Origin of the sequence: Pseudomonas sp. QS1027 (assembly GCF_002814235.1) — a bacterium.
Taxonomy (GTDB): Bacteria; Pseudomonadota; Gammaproteobacteria; order Pseudomonadales; family Pseudomonadaceae; genus Aquipseudomonas.
Genome location: NZ_PHSU01000016.1, coordinates 40,583 through 63,892, shown reverse-complemented (window position 1 = coordinate 63,892; position 23,310 = coordinate 40,583). Strand labels below are relative to the sequence as shown.

The 23,310-nt window shown below is 61.8% G+C and carries 19 protein-coding genes; 9 read left to right on the top strand and 10 right to left on the bottom strand.

Features of this window, described 5'->3' with window-relative positions:
- Positions 1 to 130 precede the first annotated feature (130 nt).
- The gene (locus CWE01_RS15785; RefSeq protein ID WP_100941467.1) at positions 131 to 844 is read right to left on the bottom strand and encodes an autoinducer binding domain-containing protein; all 714 of its coding nucleotides are present in this window, start codon (positions 842 to 844) and stop codon (positions 131 to 133) included.
- 418 nt (positions 845 to 1,262) lie between these two features.
- Here CWE01_RS15785 and CWE01_RS15780 point away from each other — a divergent pair, with 418 nt between their 5' ends.
- Complete coding sequence (locus CWE01_RS15780; RefSeq protein WP_100941466.1) at positions 1,263 to 2,039, top strand: ferredoxin--NADP reductase; 777 nt, start codon at positions 1,263 to 1,265, stop codon at positions 2,037 to 2,039.
- Between the two features lie 21 nt (positions 2,040 to 2,060).
- Here the strand turns inward: CWE01_RS15780 and mscL are convergent, their stop codons facing one another.
- A complete protein-coding gene (mscL, locus tag CWE01_RS15775; RefSeq protein WP_100941465.1) occupies positions 2,061 to 2,474 on the bottom strand; it encodes a large-conductance mechanosensitive channel protein MscL in 414 nt (137 codons plus the stop codon).
- Positions 2,475 to 2,759: 285 nt separating this feature from the next.
- Here mscL and katB point away from each other — a divergent pair, with 285 nt between their 5' ends.
- The 4 genes from katB to CWE01_RS15750 all read left to right on the top strand — a co-directional run bounded on the left by katB (position 2,760) and on the right by CWE01_RS15750 (position 7,252).
- A complete protein-coding gene (gene katB, locus CWE01_RS15770; RefSeq protein WP_100941464.1) occupies positions 2,760 to 4,301 on the top strand; it encodes a catalase KatB in 1,542 nt (513 codons plus the stop codon).
- Positions 4,302 to 4,512: 211 nt separating this feature from the next.
- A complete protein-coding gene (locus CWE01_RS15760) occupies positions 4,513 to 5,064 on the top strand; it encodes an ankyrin repeat domain-containing protein (RefSeq protein WP_100941463.1) in 552 nt (183 codons plus the stop codon).
- A gap of 45 nt (positions 5,065 to 5,109) precedes the next feature.
- Positions 5,110 to 6,477 carry a DNA repair protein RadA gene (gene radA, locus CWE01_RS15755; RefSeq protein WP_100941462.1) on the top strand — a complete coding sequence of 456 codons (1,368 nt, stop codon included), beginning with the start codon at positions 5,110 to 5,112 and terminating at the stop codon, positions 6,475 to 6,477.
- 46 nt (positions 6,478 to 6,523) lie between these two features.
- Positions 6,524 to 7,252: a hypothetical protein gene (locus CWE01_RS15750; RefSeq protein WP_100941461.1), complete on the top strand. Its 729-nt coding sequence runs from the start codon at positions 6,524 to 6,526 to the stop codon at positions 7,250 to 7,252.
- Between the two features lie 85 nt (positions 7,253 to 7,337).
- On the opposite strand, the gene CWE01_RS15745 is transcribed toward CWE01_RS15750, so the two are convergent.
- Positions 7,338 to 7,706 carry a PilZ domain-containing protein gene (locus CWE01_RS15745; protein ID WP_100941460.1) on the bottom strand — a complete coding sequence of 123 codons (369 nt, stop codon included), beginning with the start codon at positions 7,704 to 7,706 and terminating at the stop codon, positions 7,338 to 7,340.
- 258 nt (positions 7,707 to 7,964) lie between these two features.
- On the opposite strand from CWE01_RS15745, the gene CWE01_RS15740 reads away from it, so the two are divergent.
- The 3 genes from CWE01_RS15740 to yjiA all read left to right on the top strand — a co-directional run bounded on the left by CWE01_RS15740 (position 7,965) and on the right by yjiA (position 11,365).
- Positions 7,965 to 10,031: a carbon starvation CstA family protein gene (locus tag CWE01_RS15740; protein WP_100941459.1), complete on the top strand. Its 2,067-nt coding sequence runs from the start codon at positions 7,965 to 7,967 to the stop codon at positions 10,029 to 10,031.
- A 13-nt stretch (positions 10,032 to 10,044) separates the two neighbouring features.
- Positions 10,045 to 10,242 carry a YbdD/YjiX family protein gene (locus CWE01_RS15735; RefSeq protein WP_017123431.1) on the top strand — a complete coding sequence of 66 codons (198 nt, stop codon included), beginning with the start codon at positions 10,045 to 10,047 and terminating at the stop codon, positions 10,240 to 10,242.
- Positions 10,243 to 10,378: 136 nt separating this feature from the next.
- Positions 10,379 to 11,365, top strand: coding sequence for a GTPase (yjiA, locus tag CWE01_RS15730; RefSeq protein ID WP_177410482.1), 987 nt, complete (start codon positions 10,379 to 10,381; stop codon positions 11,363 to 11,365).
- Between the two features lie 258 nt (positions 11,366 to 11,623).
- Here yjiA and CWE01_RS15725 read toward each other — a convergent pair whose 3' ends face one another.
- The 6 genes from CWE01_RS15725 to CWE01_RS15700 all read right to left on the bottom strand — a co-directional run bounded on the left by CWE01_RS15725 (position 11,624) and on the right by CWE01_RS15700 (position 20,570).
- On the bottom strand, positions 11,624 to 12,292 hold the full coding sequence (locus CWE01_RS15725; protein WP_100941457.1) for a GntR family transcriptional regulator: 669 nt from the start codon (positions 12,290 to 12,292) through the stop codon (positions 11,624 to 11,626).
- A gap of 25 nt (positions 12,293 to 12,317) precedes the next feature.
- Entirely contained in the window at positions 12,318 to 13,040 is a 723-nt protein-coding gene (locus CWE01_RS15720; RefSeq protein ID WP_177410486.1) for a FadR/GntR family transcriptional regulator, read from the bottom strand.
- A gap of 86 nt (positions 13,041 to 13,126) precedes the next feature.
- Entirely contained in the window at positions 13,127 to 14,440 is a 1,314-nt protein-coding gene (locus CWE01_RS15715; RefSeq protein ID WP_100941455.1) for a C4-dicarboxylate transporter DctA, read from the bottom strand.
- Between the two features lie 303 nt (positions 14,441 to 14,743).
- Positions 14,744 to 14,983 (bottom strand): hypothetical protein, encoded by a 240-nt coding sequence (locus CWE01_RS15710; protein WP_100941454.1) that lies wholly within the window; start codon positions 14,981 to 14,983, stop codon positions 14,744 to 14,746.
- Between the two features lie 232 nt (positions 14,984 to 15,215).
- Entirely contained in the window at positions 15,216 to 16,469 is a 1,254-nt protein-coding gene (gene glyA, locus CWE01_RS15705; protein WP_100941453.1) for a serine hydroxymethyltransferase, read from the bottom strand.
- Positions 16,470 to 16,718: 249 nt separating this feature from the next.
- A complete protein-coding gene (locus CWE01_RS15700) occupies positions 16,719 to 20,570 on the bottom strand; it encodes a bifunctional diguanylate cyclase/phosphodiesterase (protein WP_100941452.1) in 3,852 nt (1,283 codons plus the stop codon).
- Between the two features lie 293 nt (positions 20,571 to 20,863).
- Here CWE01_RS15700 and ettA point away from each other — a divergent pair, with 293 nt between their 5' ends.
- The gene (ettA, locus tag CWE01_RS15695) at positions 20,864 to 22,528 is read left to right on the top strand and encodes an energy-dependent translational throttle protein EttA (protein WP_100941451.1); all 1,665 of its coding nucleotides are present in this window, start codon (positions 20,864 to 20,866) and stop codon (positions 22,526 to 22,528) included.
- A gap of 58 nt (positions 22,529 to 22,586) precedes the next feature.
- Here ettA and CWE01_RS15690 read toward each other — a convergent pair whose 3' ends face one another.
- Positions 22,587 to 23,081: a GreA/GreB family elongation factor gene (locus CWE01_RS15690; RefSeq protein ID WP_100941450.1), complete on the bottom strand. Its 495-nt coding sequence runs from the start codon at positions 23,079 to 23,081 to the stop codon at positions 22,587 to 22,589.
- Positions 23,082 to 23,310 lie beyond the last annotated feature (229 nt).

The window sequence follows — 23,310 nt, the reverse complement described above, 5'->3', positions numbered from 1 at the left end:
ATGTTGCCTCGTCACAGGTTAGGACAGGACAAGCGGGAATAGAAGAATCGAAGGATTTTACGTGGGTTTGTCGCCGATTGCCTGCTTCTTCTGATGGCAGATCCCTCTGCCGGATGCGGTCCTTGCTCGTTCAGAAAAGCAGTCCTGATTTGGCGGCACACAAGACGGCGGAGGCTTTGTTGTTGACCCCGAACTTCCTCATGATGGTACTCATGTGAAAGCCCACGGTGCGCGTTGTCAGGTGCAGGATGTCGGCAATCTCGGAGGCAGTCTTGCCTTCCGCGGTCCACTTCATGATCTCGGCTTCGCGCGGCGACAACGGGTAGCTGTTGTCCAACCGTGGGGTCGGCAGCAGCTTGTCTGCCAGCGCGGAATGCAGCCAGTTGCACAGCCAGAGCACTTGCCCGGCCTTGCTGTAGAACTCGTCGGTGGTAATCGGGACCGAATTGCGCGCCAGGCTCAAGGTGCTGACGATACCGCGAACGTCATGGACTGACTGTGAGCATCCTTGTCTCAACCCATGCTCTTGCATGTCTCTCCATAGTGTCGGAGTGGATTGAAAGACCTCCGGGGACCAGAGGATCGGGAATACCGAACGATGACAGTGGAACACCAGCGGGTCGACCGTTTGGTAGTTGTTGCGTTGGTAGCATCTGTTCCATTCGTTTGGATAGTTGTTGAAGTCTGTGCTGTTTGTTTGGTGGCTTCCGAGTAGAGTGGTTATTCTGAATGATGCGTAGGTGAAACCTATTTGCATGGCCAGATTGAAAACTGCATTGAAGATTGCCTGTTCTTCTTTTTCACTCATGAGCTGATGCAGTTGATTGTCCTGCCAGTTCTCCATTGAGGTGCCCTTCCGTGATTGCGTGTAACGGTCGAAGGTGACGGAAGTAGTGTAGGAAATATCCACAGTAGGGGCCGATATTTTTTGGTCCCCAGCCGATATTTTTATAGTCTTTCAAACCCCGCACTTATCGCCTGTTGTACTGTAGTTGAGGGCGTTTTGCTATCATTTTGGGCGCTGTTCTCGTGAAACATGTCCGCCTGGAAATGGCTTTTCTTCATGTTGCACAAGTGTTCTTTTTTTGAGTGCTTATTAAATACAGGGGCATTCTATATATAAGATATTGTTTTTGATGGGGTGTGTACGTGCGCTTTAGATATGTACAGGTTTTTTAAAAATCCTATACCACTACAAACCATCGGTGTTTCTCTGTGGCTCTTTGCGCGACACTGACGTTCACTGCCGCACGGAGAACGCCATGACTGCCAGCGCCGAGAAGTTCACTCGCCAGGCCCTGCTCGATGTCCAGCCCTTGACGCCCAGCCTGTTCACCTTGCGTGCCAGTCGTGATGCCGGCTTTCGTTTTCGCGCCGGCCAGTTCGCCCGCCTTGGGGTGAGCAAGGCCGACGGCAGCGTGGTGTGGCGGGCTTATTCGATGGTGTCCTCGCCCCATGACGAGTTCCTCGAGTTCTTTTCCATCGTCGTGCCCGGGGGCGAATTCACCAGCGAGCTGAGTCGCCTGCGCGAGGGCGACACCTTGCTGGTCGACAAGCAGGCGTTCGGTTACCTGACCCTGGACCGTTTCGTCGACGGGCGTGACCTCTGGCTGCTGGCCACCGGCACCGGTATCGCGCCGTTCCTGTCGATCCTGCAGGATTTCGAGGTCTGGGAGCGCTTCGAGCGGATTATCCTGGTCTACAGTGCCCGCGAGGCGACGGAGCTGGCTTATCGGGAACTGATCGCCGGCCTGGCCGGGCGCGATTACCTGGCCGGGCACGGCCACAAGCTGCAGTTCATTGCCACGGTGACCCGCGAGCAGTGCCCGGGTCTGTTGAACGGGCGCATCACTCACCTGATCGAGAACGGCGAGCTTGAACGGGTGGCGGGTGTGGCGCTGTCACCCGAGCATTCACGGGTGATGCTGTGCGGCAACCCACAGATGATCGATGACACCCGGGCGCTGCTCAAGCAACGGGGCTTGCAGCTCAGTCTGAGCCGGCGCCCCGGGCAGGTGGCGGTGGAGAACTACTGGTAGGGCCACACCGCGTTGTGGCGGTCAGGGCTTGTTGGCCTGGGCCTTGAGCAGGTCGCGGATCTCGCCCAGCAATTCCTCTTCCTTGGTCGGGACCGCCGGCAGGGTCGGGGCTACCGCCTCTTCGCGCTTGAGCCGGTTGATGGCCTTGACCCCCATGAAAATGGCGAAGGCGACGATGATGAAGTCGATGCAACTCTGAATGAATTTGCCATAGGCCAGGACCACGGCCGGCACATTGCCGTCGGCGGCTTTCAAGGTAATGGCCAGGGCACTGAAGTCGACCCCGCCGATGAGCAGCCCGATCGGTGGCATCACCACATCGCCGACAAACGACGAGACGATTTTGCCGAAGGCCGCGCCGATGATGATACCGACGGCCATGTCGACCACATTGCCCTTGACCGCGAAGGCCTTGAACTCACTGAGCACGCTCATAGGTTATTCCTTGTTACAGATGAGTGGAGTGAGCGCAGTGTAATGGAGCCGCGCGCATCTTGCTGTATGCGCGGGGCCGGCTGCGCTTGCTCTAATCGACCGGTTGCCCGGGAAAAAGTTTGCAAAGTGCCAGCAATCGCGCGGAATACGCGCCTTGGCGGTGGATGGCCCGTCTATTTTCTCAATCGACCTCTTCAGGCTTTTCTATTTAGAGAACCGGGCCTCAGTCACTAGCCTCTGGTCAGCGCATCAGGATGCGCTCTACAAAAACCAGAGGAGTCCGACATGAACATCATTCCAGCCCTTGGAAGCATTTCTTCAAGGCGCGTGCTGTGCGTCTTGAGCGCCAGCCTGCTATCCCTGTCCGTCCAGGCCGCGACCCTGACCCGTGACAACGGTGCCGCGGTTGGCGATAACCAGAACTCGCAGACCGCCGGCGCCGCCGGGCCGGTGCTGCTGCAGGACGTACAACTGATCCAGAAACTCCAGCGCTTCGACCGTGAGCGCATTCCGGAGCGCGTCGTGCATGCGCGGGGCACCGGCGCCCATGGCACCTTTACCGTCACCGATGACCTGAGCGACCTGAGCAAGGCCAAGGTCTTTGCCGCCGGCAGCGCCACCCCGGTATTCGTGCGTTTCTCCGCGGTGGTGCACGGTAACCACTCGCCGGAAACCCTGCGTGACCCGCGCGGCTTCGCCACCAAGTTCTATACCAGCGAAGGCAACTGGGACCTGGTGGGCAACAACTTCCCGACCTTCTTCATTCGCGATGCCATCAAGTTCCCGGACATGGTGCATGCCTTCAAGCCCGATCCGCGGACCAACCTCGATGACGACTCGCGGCGTTTCGACTTCTTCTCCCATGTCCCGGAGGCCACTCGTACTCTGACCGAGTTGTACTCGGACTCCGGTACGCCGGCCAGTTACCGGGAGATGGATGGCAATGGTGTGCATGCCTACAAGTTGATCAATGCCAAGGGCGACGTGCATTACGTCAAGTTCCATTGGAAGAGCCTGCAAGGGATTCGAAACTTGGATCCAAAATCGGTCGTCGAAGTGCAGGGCAAGGATTACAGCCATATGACCCACGATCTGGTGGCGCATATCAACAAGGGCGAGTTTCCGAAGTGGGATCTGTATGTCCAGGTCCTGACGCCAGCGGACCTGGGCAAGTTCGACTTCGATGCGCTGGATGCCACCAAGATCTGGCCGGGCGTGCCTGAGCGCAAGGTCGGGCAGATGGTGCTGGATCGCAACCCGGCGAATGTCTTCCAGGAAACCGAGCAGGTCGCCATGGCCCCGGCCAACCTGGTGCCGGGTATCGAGCCGTCCGAGGATCGGCTGTTGCAGGGCCGGGTCTTCTCCTATGCCGATACGCAGATGTATCGCCTGGGGCCGAACGCGCTGCAGTTGCCGATCAATGCGCCGAAAGTCGCGGTCAACAACGGCAATCAGGATGGGGTGATGAACAGCGGTCATACCAGCACCGGGGTGAATTACCAGCCCAGCCGGTTGCTGCCTCGCGAAGAACCGCAGGCAGCCCGCTACAGCCAGTTGGCCCTGGCCGGCAGTACCCAGCAGGCGAAGATCCAGCGTGAGCAGAACTTCAAGCAGGCCGGTGACCTGTACCGCTCCTACAGCAAGAAGGAAAAGCAGGACCTGATCGAGAACTTCGGCGGTTCCCTGGCGGACACCGACGACGAAAGCAAGCACATCATGCTGTCGTTTCTCTACAAGGCCGACCCGGAGTATGGCGCGGGGGTGACCAAGGTGGCCAAGGGTGACCTGGCGCGGGTCAAGGCGTTGGCGGCGAAGCTGTCGGATTGAGGTCCATCACTCAAATCCGGTCCTGAAAACACCACCAATCCTGTAGGAGCCGGCTTGCTGGCGATGGCGTCCGTGAGGACCCTGTCTGGCTCAAGGGCCTCATCGCCAGCAAGCCGGCTCCTACAGATTGGCGTATCACCGCAAAGCACCGTGTTATCAGGATTCCTGAAGCCCTCATTGCAGCGGCATGAACGCTGTAGGAGCACCAACGATGCGTATTTATGCTTTCCTGCTTTTACTGACCTGTGCCTTCGCGGCTTCGGCCCAGGATGCACCGGTTCCCACCGACCCGGCCGCGCTCCAGGCGCAGCTCAAGGATTACTATTTCGACGCCGCCCGCGGTGGCGACGTCGAGATGCTCAACACCTTCATCGACGCCGGCTACAGCCTCGATACCCAGGACGACCAGGGCTACACCGCGCTGATCCTGGCCGCCTACCATGGCCAGGGCCCCGCCGTTGAACGCCTGCTCGCCGCCGGTGCCAATGCCTGTGTCCAGGACAAACGCGGCAACACCGCGTTGATGGGCGCGATCTTCAAGGGCGAAGTCAGCATCGCCCGGCGCCTGCTCGCCACCGACTGCAACCCCGACCAGCGCAACGGTGCCGGCCAGACCGCCGCCATGTACGCCGGACTGTTCAAGCGCACCGGGCTGCTGGACGCCTTGGCGGCCAAAGGTGCCAACCTCGATGCCGAAGATCCGCTGGGCAATAGCGCGGCGCGTCTGGCGGACGGCGAAATCCGCACACCGGCGCCGCGCTGATCGCCGCCAGCTGAGCTATCATCGCGGTTTTGCGTGGGGGTTCAGATGGCCAAGGCCAAGCGCATGTACGGCTGCACCGAGTGCGGCGCGACCTTTCCCAAGTGGGCCGGCCAGTGCGGTGAATGCGGGGCCTGGAACACCCTGACCGAGACGATGGTGGAAAGCGGCGGTGCCGCGCCGCCCAGCGGTCGCACCGGCTGGGCCGGGCAGCAGGCGCAGATCAAGACCCTGGCCGAAGTCAGTGTCGAGGAAATCCCGCGCTTTTCCACCGCGTCCGGGGAGCTCGATCGAGTGCTCGGCGGCGGCCTGGTGGACGGCTCGGTGGTGCTGATCGGTGGCGACCCGGGCATCGGCAAGTCGACCATTCTGCTGCAGACCCTGTGCAATCTCGCCACGCGTATGCCGGCGCTGTATGTCACCGGCGAAGAATCGCAACAGCAGGTCGCCATGCGCGCCCGCCGCCTGGGCCTGCCCCAGGACCAGCTGCGGGTGATGACCGAGACCTGTATCGAAACCATCATTGCCACCGCCCGGGTGGAAAAGCCCAAGGTCATGGTGATCGACTCGATCCAGACCATTTTCACCGAGCAGTTGCAATCGGCGCCGGGCGGCGTGTCCCAGGTCCGCGAGAGCGCGGCGTTGCTGGTGCGTTATGCGAAGCAGAGCGGCACGGCGATTTTCCTGGTCGGTCACGTGACCAAGGAAGGCGCCCTGGCCGGGCCGCGAGTACTCGAACACATGGTCGACACCGTGTTGTATTTCGAAGGTGAGTCGGATGGTCGTCTGCGCCTGTTGCGCGCGGTGAAGAACCGTTTCGGCGCGGTCAATGAGCTGGGCGTGTTCGGCATGACCGACCGCGGCCTGAAGGAAGTGTCCAATCCTTCGGCGATTTTCCTCACCCGGGCCCAGGAAGAAGTGCCGGGCAGTGTGGTCATGGCCACCTGGGAAGGCACCCGGCCGATGCTGGTGGAGGTGCAGGCCCTGGTGGACGACAGTCATCTGGCCAACCCGCGCCGGGTCACCCTCGGCCTGGACCCGAATCGCCTGGCGATGCTGCTGGCGGTCCTGCACCGCCATGGCGGGATTCCGACCCACGACCAGGATGTGTTCCTCAACGTCGTCGGCGGGGTCAAGGTCCTGGAGACCGCCTCGGACCTGGCGTTGCTGGCGGCGATCATGTCCAGCCTGCGCAACCGGCCGTTGCCCCACGACCTGCTGGTGTTCGGCGAAGTCGGCCTGTCCGGCGAAGTGCGGCCGGTGCCCAGCGGCCAGGAGCGTCTTAAAGAGGCGGCCAAGCATGGTTTCAAGCGGGCCATCGTGCCCAAGGGCAATGCGCCGAAAGAAGCGCCGCCGGGGCTGGTGATCATCGCGGTGACGCGCTTGGAACAGGCTTTGGATGCGTTGTTTGAATAATGAACGCTTCACCCATCAAATCCACCTATAGGAAGGGAGTCAAAGGATGAAAGGTTTCAACTCGGCCGTGCTGGGGTTGGGATTGGCTGTGTGGTGCGGCTTGGCGGGGGCGGCGGCGCAGGTGCCCGCCGGTTATCGCGTGGCCCAGCAGTTGCCGATTGATAACGGGCAGGTGTTGGAGGTGCTGGAGGACGCGCGCATTACTCCTGACCTGCATCGCGCCCTCTGGGGCAACGGTACGGAGCCGGAAAATATCGAGGACCAGGTGCTCGCCGCGGATGTCGAGAACACCCCGTTCGTCGACGCGCAGGTGCGCTTGCTGGCGGCCTCCGGTGATGCGCTGGAAAACAAAAGCCTGGGTTATCCACTGGCGACTGTAGAGAAAGCACCGCTGACAGGCCTGCCGGCCCCGGCGTTTTTCCTGACCATCGATGAAACCGCGCCGATGGGCACTTACAGCGGTCCGGCCACCCAGGTGCTGATGCCGTCGACGGGTAAGCTCAATACCACGGTCTATCGCACGCCGGATGGCAAGAGCGAAGCGCTGTTCCTCGCTCAGACCGGCAAGGCGGCCTGGCAGGTCGGCGCGCCGACGGCAGACGGTGTGGCGCAGATCCAGCAGGTGTCCTCGTCGCCGGCGAGCGAGGATGAAGAGTTCGTCACCACCTACCGGACTTATCGTTTCAAGGACGGCGCCTGGCAACTGGCGTCGCGGCAAGAGGCGGGGTATTGGGACACCGAGAGCGATTTTCCGCAGCGCTCGGCGTTTCCCTGATGTTGTCGGCGCGGGTTTGTCGGTGATCGCGAAGGGGCATTCACCCTCGCATCGCCAGCAAGCCGGCTCCTGCAAGGGAGGCTCTTTACAGTTCGATCAGGGCGCCGAGTTCCCGCTCAAGCTCCGCCGCATCGGCGAGGTTGAGCTCGATCAGGCGCCGCAGGTGCTGGATTGATTCCAGGCCGATGTGCAGGCACTTGAAACCCAGGTGGTCTTTTTCCCGGTGCACCAGTTCGGCGTCCATTTCGACATGGGCGTTCGCCGCCAGGCGAATGTCGATACGGAAGATGCCTTCGTTGCTGTCATCCCAGGTACCGGGCCGCTGAAGCAGCAACCCCTTGAGCGACAGGTCGATCAGATGCGCCGACCAGACGGTAGAGCCCTGGCTGAGGGTGGTGTCGGCGTCGAAATCAATACGTTTGAATTGGCGTCGATTGGAATGCGGGTCGCTCATGGCGTGGCTCCTTGGCGGATTCACTGACTATAGCCTCCACAGCCAGCAGGAGCGAGCCTGCTGGCGATGGATAGCCGGATACCGCGCTGTTTCTGCTGTCCTGGGCTATCGTCGAGGGTCATCGCCAGCCACCGCCGTGTCTACATGACGAGGGCAATAAAAAGCCGCTCCTGACCTATGTCGGGTATGGCCTTTGGCCCTGTTGGCGCTAAACTCAAGGTGGCTGTCTTTCTTGTCCTCTCTGGCTGGAATATAAAAATGAAAAATAATAATAGCCTGCTACGCCACTTACCCTGGCTGCTGCTGGCGATCGTTGGAGCATGCGCCCTGGGCGTAGTGGCCTTGCGCCGCGGCGAGGCGATCAACGCCTTGTGGATTGTAGTCGCCTCTGTGGCGATCTATCTGGTTGCCTATCGTTACTACAGTTTGTTCATCGCCAGCAATGTCATGCAGCTCGATGCCAATCGGGCCACGCCGGCGGTGCTCAACAACGACGGTCTGGACTATGTGCCGACCAATAAACACATTCTTTTCGGTCACCACTTCGCGGCCATCGCTGGCGCGGGGCCACTGGTCGGACCGGTGCTGGCGGCGCAGATGGGCTACCTGCCCGGTACGCTCTGGCTGATTGCCGGCGTGGTGTTCGCCGGTGCCGTGCAGGACTTTATCGTCCTGTTCCTCTCCACCCGCCGCAACGGCCGTTCCCTGGGGGACATGGTCCGTGAGGAAATGGGCCGCGTGCCGGGGACCATCGCCCTGTTCGGCTGCTTCCTGATCATGATCATCATCCTCGCGGTGCTGGCGCTGATCGTGGTCAAGGCCCTGGCCGAGAGTCCATGGGGCATTTTCACGGTGATGGCGACCATCCCGATCGCGATGTTCATGGGCATCTATATGCGCTATATCCGCCCGGGCCGCATCGGTGAAATCTCGATTGTCGGGGTGCTCCTGTTGCTCGGTTCGATCTGGCTCGGCGGGCAGATTGCCGCCGATCCGGTCTGGGCCAAGGCGTTCAGCTTCACCGGTGTACAGATCACCTGGATGCTGGTCGGTTACGGTTTTGTCGCGGCGGTGTTGCCGGTCTGGCTGATCCTGGCGCCGCGCGACTACCTGTCGACCTTCCTCAAGATCGGCACCATCATCGCCCTGGCGATCGGCATCCTGATCACCATGCCCGTGCTGAAAATGCCGGCGCTGACCCAGTTCGTCGACGGCACCGGTCCGGTGTGGAAAGGCGGCCTGTTCCCGTTCCTGTTCATCACCATCGCCTGTGGCGCCGTCTCGGGCTTCCACGCGCTGATCGCCTCCGGCACCACGCCCAAGCTGCTGGACAAGGAAACCAACGCCCGTTACATCGGTTACGGCGGTATGCTGATGGAGTCCTTCGTGGCCATCATGGCCATGGTCGCCGCTTCGGTGATCGAGCCAGGCGTGTACTTCGCCATGAACAGCCCGGCGGCCGTGGTCGGCGGTGATGTGGTGGCGGTGGCGCAGACTGTCAGCAGTTGGGGCTTTGCGATTACGCCCGAGGCTTTGCAGGCCGTGGCCAAGGACATCGGTGAAACCACCGTGCTGGCCCGCGCCGGCGGTGCGCCGACCCTGGCGGTCGGTATCGCGCAGATCCTCCACCATGTGCTGCCGGGTGAAAACACCATGGCGTTCTGGTACCACTTCGCGATCCTGTTCGAGGCGCTGTTTATCCTGACGGCGGTAGATGCGGGTACCCGTGCCGGACGTTTCATGCTGCAGGACCTGCTCGGTTCCTTCGTCCCGGCGCTCAAGCGCACCGAGTCGTGGACCGCCAACCTGATCGCCACCGCCGGTTGTGTGGCGATGTGGGGTTACCTGTTGTACCAGGGCGTGATCGACCCGTTGGGCGGCATCAACACCTTGTGGCCGCTGTTCGGCATCTCCAATCAGATGCTCGCCGGTATCGCGCTGATGCTCGGCACCGTGGTGCTGATCAAGATGAAGCGCCAGCGCTATATCTGGGTGACCTTGCTGCCTGCGGCGTGGCTGTTGATCTGCACCACCACCGCCGGCTTCATCAAGCTGTTCGACGCCAATCCGGCCATCGGTTTCCTTTCCCTGGCGAAGAAATACAGCGTAGCGTTGGAAGCCGGGCAGGTGATTGCCCCGGCCAAGGACATCAATCAGATGCAGCACGTGATCTTCAATGCCTATACCAACGCGGCGTTGACGGCACTCTTCCTGTTTGTGGTATTCAGTGTGCTGTTCTATGCCATCAAGGTCGGTGTTTCGGCCTGGGGCAACAAGGAACGCACGGACAAAGAAACCCCGTTCCAGGCCGTGCCTGAAGCGTAAGAGGAATACCGCCATGTTCAACGACCTGAGTCGCCTCGGTAAGTACCTCGGTCAGGCCGCGCGCCTGATGGTCGGCATGCCCGACTACGACACCTACGTCGAGCATATGCAGAACAAGCACCCGGACAAGCCGGTCATGACCTATGAGGCGTTCTTCCGGGAGCGCCAGGAAGCGCGTTATGGCGGCAAGGGCGGGCCGAAGTGCTGTTGATCCGGGTGGCGTCCGATTGAGGGCGCCCTGGGTCACTTGAGGCTGAACACCCCGTGACTGTAGGAGCCGGCTTGCTGGCGATGGCGATCTTTCGGACGCCATCGCCAGCAAGCCGGCTCCTACAGTTTTTTAGCGTATGGGAGATTTCTGTTTGTCAGTTCCTATTCCTGTGACCGTCCTGAGCGGTTTCCTCGGTGCCGGCAAGACCACCTTGTTGCGCCACCTGCTCAAAGCCGAACACGGCCTGAAAATCGCCGTGATCGAGAACGAATTCAGCGACGCCGGCATCGACACCCAACTGCTGGGTGCCGAGCCGGTGCAAGTGATGACGCTGTCCAACGGCTGCGTCTGCTGCACCATTCACACCGACCTGACCAAGGCCCTGTATCTGTTGCTGGAACGCCTGGACAGCGGTGAGATCGCCTTCGACCGGCTGGTGATCGAGTGCACCGGCCTGGCCGACCCGGCCCCGGTGGCGCAGACCTTTTTTATCGACGAGGAACTGCGCGAGCGTTACCTGCTCGACGGCATCATCACCCTGGTGGACGCGGCCCATGCCGAGCACCACCTGACCCAGGCCATTGCCCAGGCGCAGATCGGCTTTGCCGACCGGCTGCTGGTGAGCAAGCGCGACCTGGTGGATGACGCGACGTTTAGTGCCCTGAGCGAACGGCTGACGCGGATCAATCGTCGGGCTCCGATCCGCATCGTCGAACACGGCAATATTGATCTGGCGGAGCTGCTCGATGTGCGCGGTTTCAACCTCAATGCCGACCTGGGCGGCGGCTTGAGTCTGCGTCCGGTCAGCAAGGCCGCGTCCATCGACCGCATCTCCAGCCTGGTGCTGCGTACCGACCAGCCGCTGGATATCGACAAGCTCAGCGAGTTCATGAACGAACTGCTGGAAGATCACGGCAAACAGTTGCTGCGCTACAAGGGCGTGCTGAACATCGCCGGGGAGCCGCGCCGCATGGTGTTCCAGGGGGTGCTCAAACTCTACGGTTTCGACTGGGATACCGAGTGGGAAGAGGGCGCTGCGCGGGAGAGCGTGATCGTGTTCGTTGCCGATGACCTGCCGGAAGAGAAGATTCGCGAAGGCTTTGCGAAGGTCGCGACGGCTTGACGTGAGCACTGTGGTGACTGGGCAAACCCTAATACCGTTCAGTTAAGGCCGAACACCGTCCTTGTAGGAGCATGACTTGCCAGCGAAAGGGCCTCAAGATCGCTAAAAGCTTCGCGGGCAAGCCCTGCTCCTACAGGTTAAGTGGCGTTTTCAATATTCCATTCCCCTTGACTGAACGGCATCAAGGCAAGCCCGCTTGCCACGGTTGAGTCCGCGTTTAACTGGGACGGCTGGCTTCCTGGGGAGATTTTGGCGGACTCAGGACCACTGCAGGACGGCAAGCCGATCCAGGTACTCCGTCAACCGCCCGGTAGCCGCCCCGGTATCGCCATTCTCCACGGCGGCAACCAGGGCCTCACGTACTCGCCAATCCTCGACTCGCGTCGAATGCTGCGCCAGGGCCAACCCGGTCAACGGCACCAGCCCGCCGAGAAAATGCGCCAGGGGTGCGTTGCCGGCCAGCCTGGCCAACTCCAGATGAAACTCGCCGCCGAGCCTGGTCGCGGTGCTCTGCCGGCCGGCTTCGGCATTCTGGCGTTCACGGGCGACCAGCGTGCGCAGCGGCGCGAGCGTCAGCCCATCGGCCTTGGCACACACCAGCTCGATGACGCTGATCTCCGCCAGACGCCGGGCTTGCAGGGTCTGGCGGATCTGTTCGGCATCCGGTTCGGCGACCCGGGCGCGTTGGTTGGGGCGGGTGAGAATGACCTGTTGCCGCGCCAGGCGGCTCATGACCCGGCGCACCTGGCTACGACCCGCGCCATAGGCGCGTATCAAGGCCTCCTCACTCAACCCCTCGGCAAACTGGCGCTCGAGGATGTCTTCGAACACCTGGGCGTAGAGCGTCTCGGCGCAGAAAGCCGGGCCCTTTGGCGGCACCACGGCACGTCGGGTGGTGAAGGGCAGAGGTGTCGCAACGCTGTTCATATCCGGTCTCCCCTTGGCGGGTGGGTTACTGCTCGGTACTGCCCGGATGGTCGTCCGGGATGGTGAGTTCGATGCCCATGCGCCGGCCTTCCTGGAGGATATGGCGACGCATTTCCGCGCTGGCCTGCGCGCTGTTCTTGTTGCGGATGGCGCGCACCACGGCCTCGTTTTCCTGCAGGCGTTCGGCCAGGTGTTCCGGTGAATTGCGCAGGACCTCGGCGCTCTGCTTGAGGGCGTTGCTGGTCTGCTGCACCACGTTCTGGAAGATCGGGTTGGAGGTCAGGGCGAACAGTTCTTCATGGAACGCGATGTAGGCGTTCATCCCGGCTTCGCTGTCGTTGGCCTCCAGGGCTTCACGCATGTCCATCAGGGTCAGGCGCAACTGGCCGACCTCCTTGCTGCTGATGGACTGCGCCACCAGCCCGACGATAAACGGCTCCAGGGTGTAGCGCAGTTGCAGCACATCTTCGAGACTGGCATCGGCCACGCCGCTGTGGGCGGTCGAGGTTTCACTGGGAGCGGCGTCGAGCACCACCACCCCTTTGCCCGGCATCGAGCGCACCAGGCCGAGGGTTTCCAGTACGGTCACGGCTTCGCGCAGGCTGGGGCGGCTGATGCCCAGCTGTTCGGCCAGTTCGCGCTGGCCCGGCAGCATCTCACCGTGGCGCCACTGGCCGCGGGCCAGGGCAGCCCTGAGTTTTTCTACCACTGAATTGACAACGGTTGAGGTAATCACGGTTCTCTCCAGATAAAACGGTCAGGCCACGGCCCGAGGGCGGCGCTTGTTTCGCGGGCCCGGGGCCGGTACCAGCGCCCGTCCCCGGGCGCCTTGCATCAGAATTCCTGCTGATGAGCCGGTGCTGCCGGCTTTCTCGGCGTAAAGGCATAACCTTGCTGGCCAGCGAGGACCTTGTGGGCCCGTTGTACATCGATGTCCTTTTCCCAGCGGGCGATGGCCACGGTCGCCACGCAGTTGCCGACCAGGTTGGTCATGGCCCGGCCGATGCCCATGAACCAGTCCACCGCCAGCACCAACACCAGCCCCACCACCGGGATCGCCGGGATGGCCGTCAGGGTGGCGGCGAGGATCACCAGGGCCGAGCCGGGAATACCGTGGGCGCCCTTGGAGGTGATCAGCGACACCAGCAGGATGGTCAGCAGGTCGGTCAGTGCCAGTGGGGTGCCGGTGGCATTGGCGATAAAGACGATGGCCAGGGTCAGGTAGATCGAGAAACCGTCGAGGTTGAACGAGTACCCGGTCGGGATCACCAGGCCCACCGTCGAGCTGCCGATCCCCAGGTGTTCGAGCTTGCGCATGACCTGCGGCAACACGGCATCCGAGGAGGCGGTACCCATCACGATCAGCAGTTCTTCACGCAGGTACTTGAGGAAGGGCAGGATCCGCAGGCCGGAAAGGCGCATCACCAGGCCGAGGATCACCAGCACAAAGGTCAGGCAGGTCACGTAGAACAGCGCCACCAGGCTGCCCAGCTGGCGCAGCGAGTCGAGGCCGTAGGTGCTGGTGGTGAAGGCGATGGCGCCGAACACCCCGATCGGCGCCAGGCGCACGATCATGCCCATGATGCGGAAGATCACGTGGCTGAGTTCATTGATCAACCGGGAGATGCCCGACGCCGACTCGCCCACCAGGTTCAGTGCACTGCCGAACAGTACGGAGAACAGCAGTACTTGAAGGATGTTGTTGTCGGCAAAGGCGCCGATCACCGAGTTGGGGATCAGGTCCATCAGGAATTGCGTGGTTCCGCGCATGTGCTGGCCACGGTCGGCGAGATCGCCCAGGGCCACCTTGGACAGTTGCTCCAGGTGAATATTGGCGCCACTGCCGATGCCGGTGGAGAAGGCCAGGATCAGCCCGATCAGCAGGGCGATGGTGGTCAGGACTTCGAAGTAGATCACCGACTTGAGGCCGATCCGCCCGACTTTCTTCAGGTCGCCGGCACCGGAGATGCCACTGACCACCACGCAGAAGACGATCAGTCCGATCAGCATCTTGATCAACTTGATAAAGCCGTCGCCGAGGGGTTTGAGTTGGACGGAAAATTCGGGAAGGGCGAGTCCGCAGATGATGCCGAGCACCAGTCCAAGGACAACCTGAAGGAAAATCGAACGCGAGCACCATCTGAGCATGGGGAGGATCCTGGTCGGCGTTCCGTGATCTGTGCCTGTGGCCGCAGCTTCGGAACTTAATTGTTGTGGTCTTACCGGTATGTCCAGTGCGAGGCCAGTCTACGCCCGGTTTTTCCGGGATCACAAGGGGTTTTCGCGAAATTGGTTGGACCGGTCTGACCAGTTGGGCGACTTCAGTGATCGTGAAGGCTTTGGCTCAAGGTTTGCGGCGAATTTGCTCCAGGCGAAAAAAAGCCCGGTCATGGTTGACCAGGCTCTTGGAGGGGGACCGAGTGGCCGCCGGTTGACGGCACGTCTTCGGTTCTAGAAGCAGCGAACAGTTTCAGCCTGGAGATACTTGCGGGCCATTTTTACTTCCGCGCCTTGCGCGGTGGTCGCGAGCATTTTTTCGTGGGCGACTTCAACGCCTTGCGGTGCCTGAGGCGAGGGCGTGAGTGCAAAGCAGTTGTACTCGTTATCCGTGGTTGTGTCTGCGTGTACGGCCGTGGTGAACGCGATGCTGAATACGGCCAGTGCCGCGCCTCGGATAATGGGTTTTATCATGGCTGAAACCTCGTTTTGAATGAGGCATCAGCATGTCCTTTGCACATCGATAGACGTATTGGCGAAAGTCGTCAGTGACCGACAGGCGTTTCCGTCTTTGTGCCTGAAAGCGGATGGCAAGCTGTAAAGACCTGGCTTTTGCACGCGACAAAAACACCAATGCCCCGACAAGTCGGGGCATTGGTTTCAGCATGCTGGCCTGTCGGCCAGCTGGGCTTTCAGCGAGCTGCTATCAGGCGCCGTAAACCGGAAGCTTCTTGCAGATGGCCTTGACCTTCTCGCGAACGGCGTCGATCACCGCTTCGTTGTTCAGGTCAGCCAGGATGTCGCAGATCCAGCCGGCCAGTTCGCGGCATTCGGTTTCCTTGAAGCCACGGGTGGTGACAGCCGGGGTACCGAAACGCAGACCGGAAGTGACGAACGGGGAGCGTGGGTCGTTCGGCACCGAGTTCTTGTTCACGGTGATGAAGGCTTTGCCCAGTGCGGCGTCGGCGTCTTTACCGGAGATGTCCTGCTTGATCAGCGAGAGCAGGAACAGGTGGTTCTTGGTACCGCCGGAAACCACGTCGAAACCGCGTTCGATGAACACTTCGGCCATGGCCTGGGCGTTTTTCACCACTTGTTGCTGGTAGACCTTGAACTCAGGCTGCAGCGCTTCCTTGAAGCAGATCGCCTTGGCCGCGATCACGTGCTCCAGCGGGCCGCCCTGAGCGCCCGGGAATACCGCGGAGTTCAGCTTCTTCTCGATCTCGGCGTTGGCGCGAGCGAGGATCAGGCCGCCACGTGGACCGCGCAGGGTCTTGTGGGTGGTGGTGGTGACCACGTCGGCGAACGGCACCGGGTTCGGGTAGACGCCGGCGGCGACCAGACCGGCCACGTGGGCCATGTCGACGAACAGGTAGGCACCGACCTTGTCGGCGATCTCACGGAAACGTGGGAAGTCGAGGATCTGCGAGTAGGCGGAGAAACCGGCCACGATCATTTTCGGCTTGTGCTCGACCGCCAGGCGCTCGACTTCGTCGTAGTCGATCAGGCCGTTGGCATCGATACCGTATTGAACGGCGTTGTACAGCTTGCCGGAGGAGGAAACGCTGGCACCGTGGGTCAGGTGGCCGCCGTGGGCCAGGCTCATGCCCAGGATGGTGTCGCCGCCTTGCAGCAGGGCCAGGTAAACGGCCGAGTTGGCCTGGGAACCGGCGTGTGGCTGGACGTTGGCGTAATCGGCGCCGAACAGTTCCTTGGCGCGGTCGATGGCCAGCTGCTCAACGATGTCGACGAACTCGCAACCGCCGTAGTAACGCTTGCCCGGGTAACCTTCGGCGTACTTGTTGGTCAGGACCGAACCCTGGGCTTCCATCACCGCAGGGCTGGTGTAGTTTTCCGAGGCGATCAGCTCGATGTGCTCTTCCTGGCGCTGAGCTTCTTGCTCCATGGCGGCAAAGAGATCGGCGTCGTACTTGGCAATAGTCAAATCACGGCTGAACATGGCGGTCCTCAAGGATCGGGGGCAGAAAAGGAAAGCATTCTAACCCAACAGGTTTTATCTGGCATATGAAAGGGCATCATGTCGCAGATAAGCGGCGCTCACCTGAGATCTATGTGGCGAGCGGGCTTGCCCGCGCCGGGCTGCGAAGCGGCCCTAAAATCCGCGACCTCATTGTGTCAGGCTGAGCGCAGTCACAGGTTTTACGACTGCTTCGCAGCCGAGCGCGGGCAAGCCCGCTCGCCACAGGGCTCAGTCGAACATGAACAGCGCATCATTGCTGAACTGCGCTTCAAAGCGGTTGGGCGCCATTGGCCGGCCGAACAGATAACCCTGCACTTCGTCGCAACCGTGCTCGCGCAGGAAGTCGAGTTGTTCGTGGGTTTCCACGCCTTCGGCGATCACCGCGAGGTTCAGGCTATGGGCCATGGCGATGATGGCCCGGGCGATCTGGGCATCCTGTTCGCCCGACGGCAGGCCGTCGACGAAGGTGCGGTCGATCTTCAGCACGTCGATCGGGAACTGCTTGAGGTAGTTCAGCGACGAGTAGCCGGTGCCGAAGTCGTCCACGGCGATGCTCAGCCCGAGGTTCTTCAGGCCGGCGAGAATCAGCATGGCCTCGCTGACTTCGCGCATCAGGATACTTTCGGTCAGTTCCAGCTCCAGGCAGGCCGGCGACACGCCGGTCTCCTTGAGAATGTTGGCGATCCGCGTGCCCAACTGGCCGTCGGAGAACTGCCGCGCCGAGATGTTCACCGAGACCTTCGGCACCCGCACCTTGGCCAGGTGCCAGGCCTTGAGCTGGCGGCAGGCTTCGGCCAGCACCCAGTCACCGACATCCACCACCAGCCCGAGCTCTTCCAGTACCGGAATGAAATCCCCTGGCGGCACCAGGCCACGGCGTGGGTGGCGCCAGCGCAGCAGGGCTTCGGCACCGGTCAGGCGCTTGCCGTCGCCACTGAACTGCGGCTGGTAATACAGCACGAATTCGTTCTGCTCCAGGGCATGGCGCAGGTCGCTTTCCAGCTCCAGGCGTTCCAGGGCGCTGGCGTTCATGTCGGCCTGGTAGAACTGGAAGTTGTTCTTGCCGCGTTCCTTGGCGTGGTACATCGCGGTGTCGGCGTTTTTCATCAGCTGGCTGAGCTCGCTGCCATCCTGCGGGCTCAGGGCGATGCCGATACTGGCGGTGACGAAGAACTCGCGGCCTTCGAGCACGAACGGCGTCACCAGGCTGGTGAGAATCTGCTCGGCGACATTGATGGCCCGGTTCAAGGCCATTTCCCGGGTGGCCCGCGGTTGCAGCAGGAGGGTGAACTCGTCGCCGCCCATGCGCGCCACGGTGTCGTCGTCGGCCACGCAGGCCAGCAGGCGGGTGGCCATTTCCTTGAGCATGCGGTCGCCGGCGGCGTGGCCCAGGGAGTCGTTGATCGGTTTGAAACGGTCCAGGTCGAGGAACATCAGCACCACCCAGGACTTCTGCCGCTCGGCCTGTTGCAGCGCGGTGTGCAGGCGGTCCTGGAACAGCGTGCGGTTGGGCAGGTGGGTCAGGGCGTCGTAGTAGGCCAGGCGGTGAATCCGTTGTTCGCTGGCCTTGCGCTCGCTGATGTCGGTGAAGAAGCACACGTAGCTGGCCAGGTCGCCTTCATCGTCGAGCACAGCGGTAATGCCGACCCAGGCCGGGTAGTGCTCGCCGTTACGGCGCTTGAGCCAGACTTCGCCTTCCCAGGTGTTGTGCTGCTCCAGTTGCTTGAGCACATAACGCAGGTGGGCTTCCTGCTGGTCGTCGACGGTGAGCAGGTTTGGCAACTGGTCCAGCACGTCGGCCACGGCGTAGCCGCTGACCCGGCTGAACGCTTCGTTGGCCTGGACAATGTAGCCGGCCGGGTCGGTGATCAGGATCGCCGAGGTCGAGTGCTCGAAAACCGTCGCGGCCATGCGCAGGTCTTTTTCCGCGCGGCGCTGCTGGCTGATGTCGCGGCCGACGCCGAGGATGCCCTCGAAGCCACCGTGTTCGTCCCACACCAGCACCAGGCGCAACTCGATGGGGATCTTGCGTCCGTCGGCCTTCAGGCAGTCGAACAGGAACAACTGAGTCTGCACCTGTTCGCGCAGTTCGGTCAGTTCCTCGGGTTTGTCCAGGGCCTTGTTGACCCGCTCCATCAACAGGTAGATGCCGTTGAGTTGCTGCGGGTTGGCAATGGTCGACTGCCAGCCATGCTGGAACACCCAGTCGACTTCATAACCGAGCACCGCCAGGACCGAGGGGCTGACGTAGTTCAGGCTCAGTCGGCTGTCGGTGGAGAAGATCACGTCGCTGATGCTTTCGGCGAGCATCCGGTAGCGTTTCTCGCTGTCGCGCAGGGACTCGCTGGCCTCGATCTGGTCGGTGACGTCCTTGGCCACGCCGATGATGCGTGTGACCTGGTCGTACTTGTCCCGGGCCAGGGCCTGCTCGCGGACTTCGAAGTGCCGCCAGTGCTCGTTGCGATGACGGAAACGCAGCTGGCACTGGAGCAACTGGCTGTAACCGGCATGGCGCTGCTGCTGGCGCAGGCGGTGATAGTGCTCGGCGTCTTCGGGGTGCAACAGGATTTCCCAGAAGTACTCGCCCATCTGGTGCAGTTCGGTCTTGTTGTAGCCGAGGGTCTGACCCAGGTGGTGGTTGCTGAAGATCATCCGCTGGCTGATCACATCCTGCACATACAGGTGATCCGGCACGGTACGCACCACGTCCGACCAGAAGCCCTCGCGCTCCAGCAACGACAGCTCGATCAGTTTGCGGCTGGTGATGTCGGTGATGCTGAGGATCACCGAGGAATAGTCGCTCGAGTCTTCCGGCAGGCGCATGACCAGCCACAGGTGCTGGTCCTGGCCCTGGCCGTGGCTGAGCTTGATCTCCAGTTCCAGCTGGTGCTGGTGGTTCACCAAGGCTTCGACCAGCGCGTAGCCGATACCGGCGGCATTGCTCGGGCAGCCCTCGATCAGGCATTGCCAGGCGCTTTCACGGGAATCGACATTGAGCAGGCGCAGGGCCACCAGGTTGATCTCGGTGATCCGCAATTCCTGCATCAACAGCCGGCGGTGCTCGGGGTCGTGGGCGATCCAGTGCTTGAGCGACTCGCTGTCCAGCAGGCGATGCTGTTCGAGGAAACCCGGCAGCCCGGACAGGTCGAGGACGCAAAGCGCCACGCCGGTGCCCTCGAAAATATCCTGGTAGCGCCGGCGTCCCTCAGTGACCTGGAGCTGGCGCCGGCGCATGTTGAGCAGCGCCAGCACCGGCAGCAGCGACAGTCCCAGTCCCAGCAGGCACTTGCCGATCAGGGCCGGGAGCAGGTCCTCGATCACCTTGCGCGGATCGAACAGGCCGCGCAGTTGCCAGTCGCTGTTGGACAATGGGGCCACCAGCACGCTGTTGGCTTCTTCGTCGGCGTTCAGCAGCGCAGGCTTGGGCGCGATGTCATCGTCCCGGCTGATCACCAGGTGGTTGTTGCGGTTCTCGATCAGCCAACTGGCCCCTGAATCCTGATTGCCCTGGCGAGTGAGGTCCTGGAACAGCCGGGGTGACAGGCGCAGGACCCAATAGCCATTGCTTTCGCCACTGGCCTGCTGCAACAGCAGGTGAACGGCCGAGCCGTGATCGTCATTGGTGAAGTAGTAGGCCTGTTTGCGGTTGCTGTGCTTGATCTGTTCGGCGAGGAAGGCGGCGTCATGGCTGTCGGCGGCGCTGTCGCTGATCAGGACGCCCTTGTCGTCGAGCAGGGCGATGCTTTGCAGGTCCGGCATCGACACGCGGACCCGGTCGAGCAGGGCCAGCAGTTCTTCGCGGTTGTTGGGTTTGTCGAAGATCGGTAGTAGATTGAGGGCGATCTGCGCATTGAGCGCCATGTTCAGGCTGACGCGCTCGGCCATGTCGGCGCTCGAGTCGATGCTGTTCTGGCGGTGCAGCTGGCGGGTTTGCTGGAATTGATCGATCAGTTGCCAAAACAGCAGGACGAGCAGGAACAGCACCAGCGTGGCCAGTATGCCTTTGAGTGTCCCGCGCAGGGGTGGAGTCGAGGCCGGGTTGGCTCCACGCGCGGACGATGGCGGATTGGCGTTGGTCAAACTGTGATCCTGCGGTTGGGCTGGATTGGCGCGACATGCACTATAAGCCGGACGCCCGAAGGGCGGCTAGCATGCCTTGAGTTGTGGCAAAGTGCCAGTCCTGTTCGACCGAGCGGTTTGCCCTGTCTGCCGCATTCAGGTAGTTTTACCGGTTACGCGCCAGCAATTCACGCTCCCTATACAAGGGTATCGACCGGTGCGGCCATGGATGAACTCTTGGCTGACACACGGTGACTGTTCACTGCGGGTACCGCTCGCGCCCTTATTCATCTGTCACTGACGCTAGGTTCTCCATGGCTCAATACGTCTTCACCATGCATCGGCTGAGCAAAGTTGTTCCGCCGAAGCGGGAAATCCTGAAAAACATCTCCCTGTCGTTTTTCCCGGGCGCCAAGATCGGCGTACTGGGCTTGAACGGTTCGGGTAAATCCACCTTGCTGAAAATCATGGCGGGCGTCGACACCGAGTTCGACGGTGAAGCCCGGCCGATGCCCGAGTTGAATATCGGCTACCTGCCCCAGGAGCCGCAACTCGATCCGAGCAAGACGGTCCGTGAAGTGGTCGAGGAAGCGGTCAGCGTGATCAAGGACGCCCAGGCCCGCCTGGATGAAGTCTACGCCGCCTACGCCGATCCGGATGCCGATTTCGACAAGCTGGCCGCCGAACAGGCCAAACTCGAGGCGATCCTGCAGGCCAGCGACGGCCACAACCTGGAACGCCAGCTGGAAGTCGCCGCCGATGCGCTGCGCCTGCCGGCCTGGGACGCCAAGGTCGAACACCTGTCCGGCGGTGAAAAGCGCCGCGTGGCCTTGTGCCGCCTGCTGCTGTCGGCCCCGGACATGCTGCTGCTCGACGAACCGACCAACCACCTGGATGCCGATTCCGTGGCCTGGCTGGAGCACTTCCTGCACGACTTCCCGGGTACCGTGGTTGCGATCACGCACGACCGTTACTTCCTGGACAACGTGGCCGGCTGGATTCTCGAACTCGACCGCGGCGCCGGTATCCCGTACGAAGGCAACTACTCGGGCTGGCTGGAAGCCAAGTCCGATCGTCTGGCCGCTGAATCCAAGCAGCAGTCGGCCCATGAAAAGGCCATGAAGGAAGAACTGGAGTGGGTGCGCAAAGGCGCCAAGGCCCGCCAGTCGAAATCCAAGGCCCGTCTGCAGCGTTTCGAAGAAATGCAGTCGCAGGAATTCCAGAAGCGCAGCGAGACCAACGAGATCTATATCCCGGCCGGTCCGCGCCTGGGCGACAAGGTCATCGAGTTCAAGAACGTCAGCAAGGGTTATGGCGACCGCGTACTGATCGACAACCTGTCGTTCAGCATGCCCAAGGGCGCGATTGTCGGCGTGATCGGTGGTAACGGTGCCGGTAAGTCGACCCTGTTCCGCATGCTGATGGGCAAGGAAACCCCGGACTCGGGCAGCATCGAGATCGGTGAAACCGTGCAGTTGGCCTGCGTCGATCAGAGCCGCGACGACCTCGATGGCAGCAAGACGGTGTTCCAGCAGATTTCCGACGGTTCCGACCAGATCCGTATCGGCAACTACGAGATTCCGTCGCGCACCTATGTCGGCCGTTTCAACTTCAAGGGCGGCGACCAGCAGAAGTTCGTCAAGGACCTGTCCGGTGGTGAGCGTGGTCGCTTGCACCTGGCGTTGACCTTGAAAGAGGGCGGCAACGTCCTGCTGCTCGACGAACCGTCCAACGACCTCGACGTGGAAACCTTGCGTTCCCTGGAAGAGGCCCTGCTGGACTTCCCGGGCGCGGCCATTGTGATCTCCCACGATCGGTGGTTCCTGGACCGGGTGGCAACGCACATCCTGGCCTACGAAGACGATTCGCAGGCGGTGTTCTTCGAAGGTAACTACACCGAGTACGAAGCCGACCGCAAGAAGCGCCTCGGCGACGCTGCGGCCCAGCCGCACCGTGTACGGCACAAGAAACTGGCCTGATCGGGTCGGTGGTTGAAAAAGCGGAGCCCTTCGGGGCTCCGTTTTTTATGGGGGCCCCCTAAGCCGGTTCGATCCGCAGGATCTCGATCGACTGATCCCCCGCCGGTCGTTTCCACAGTACTTCATCGCCCAGGCGCGCACCCAGCAACGCCCGCCCCAGGGGCGAGCCCCAATTGATCAAGCCGTGTGCGGCATCCGCCTCGTCTTCGCCGACCAGCTGTACCTGTTGCTCTTCGTCCTGTTCGTTGGCGAAGGTCACGCGGCTGCCGATCTGCACCACCTCGGTGGAGGTCGCCGGCGTGGCGAGCTGGGCGCTGGAGAGGCGTTGATTGAAGTAGCGCAGGTCGCGTTCGATATCGGCCTGGCGCTGTTTGTCGGTGGCCTCGCCCAGGGCGCTTTGCTGGCTGTACTCGGCTTGCAGCGCCGCCACGCGGGCGTGCAATTGCGCCAGGCCCTGTGGGGTGACGTAATTGGGCTGTGTACTGACCTGGCGTTCCACCGGCTGCTCGGCCTGGGCGGCGGCGTTGTCTTCATTGACGAAGGCGCGGCTCATGGCAATCTCCCGTTCATGGGTATCGGAGCATGCTCGCAGGGTTTGGGTTGCCCGGTATATCCGTAGGCGACCTGTGGTGGTTGGGCTTGCGCGCTGTTGGTTCTGCAAGCGGGGTTCAAGGCCCGAGGATTCGGCGCTGAAGCTGTGGCGATGAGCGGTTTGTGGGCCCGGGTGGTAAATTTTTCGCCTGCCAGTCGTTTTTTTCGTTGTAGGGTAATACGACGCCAGA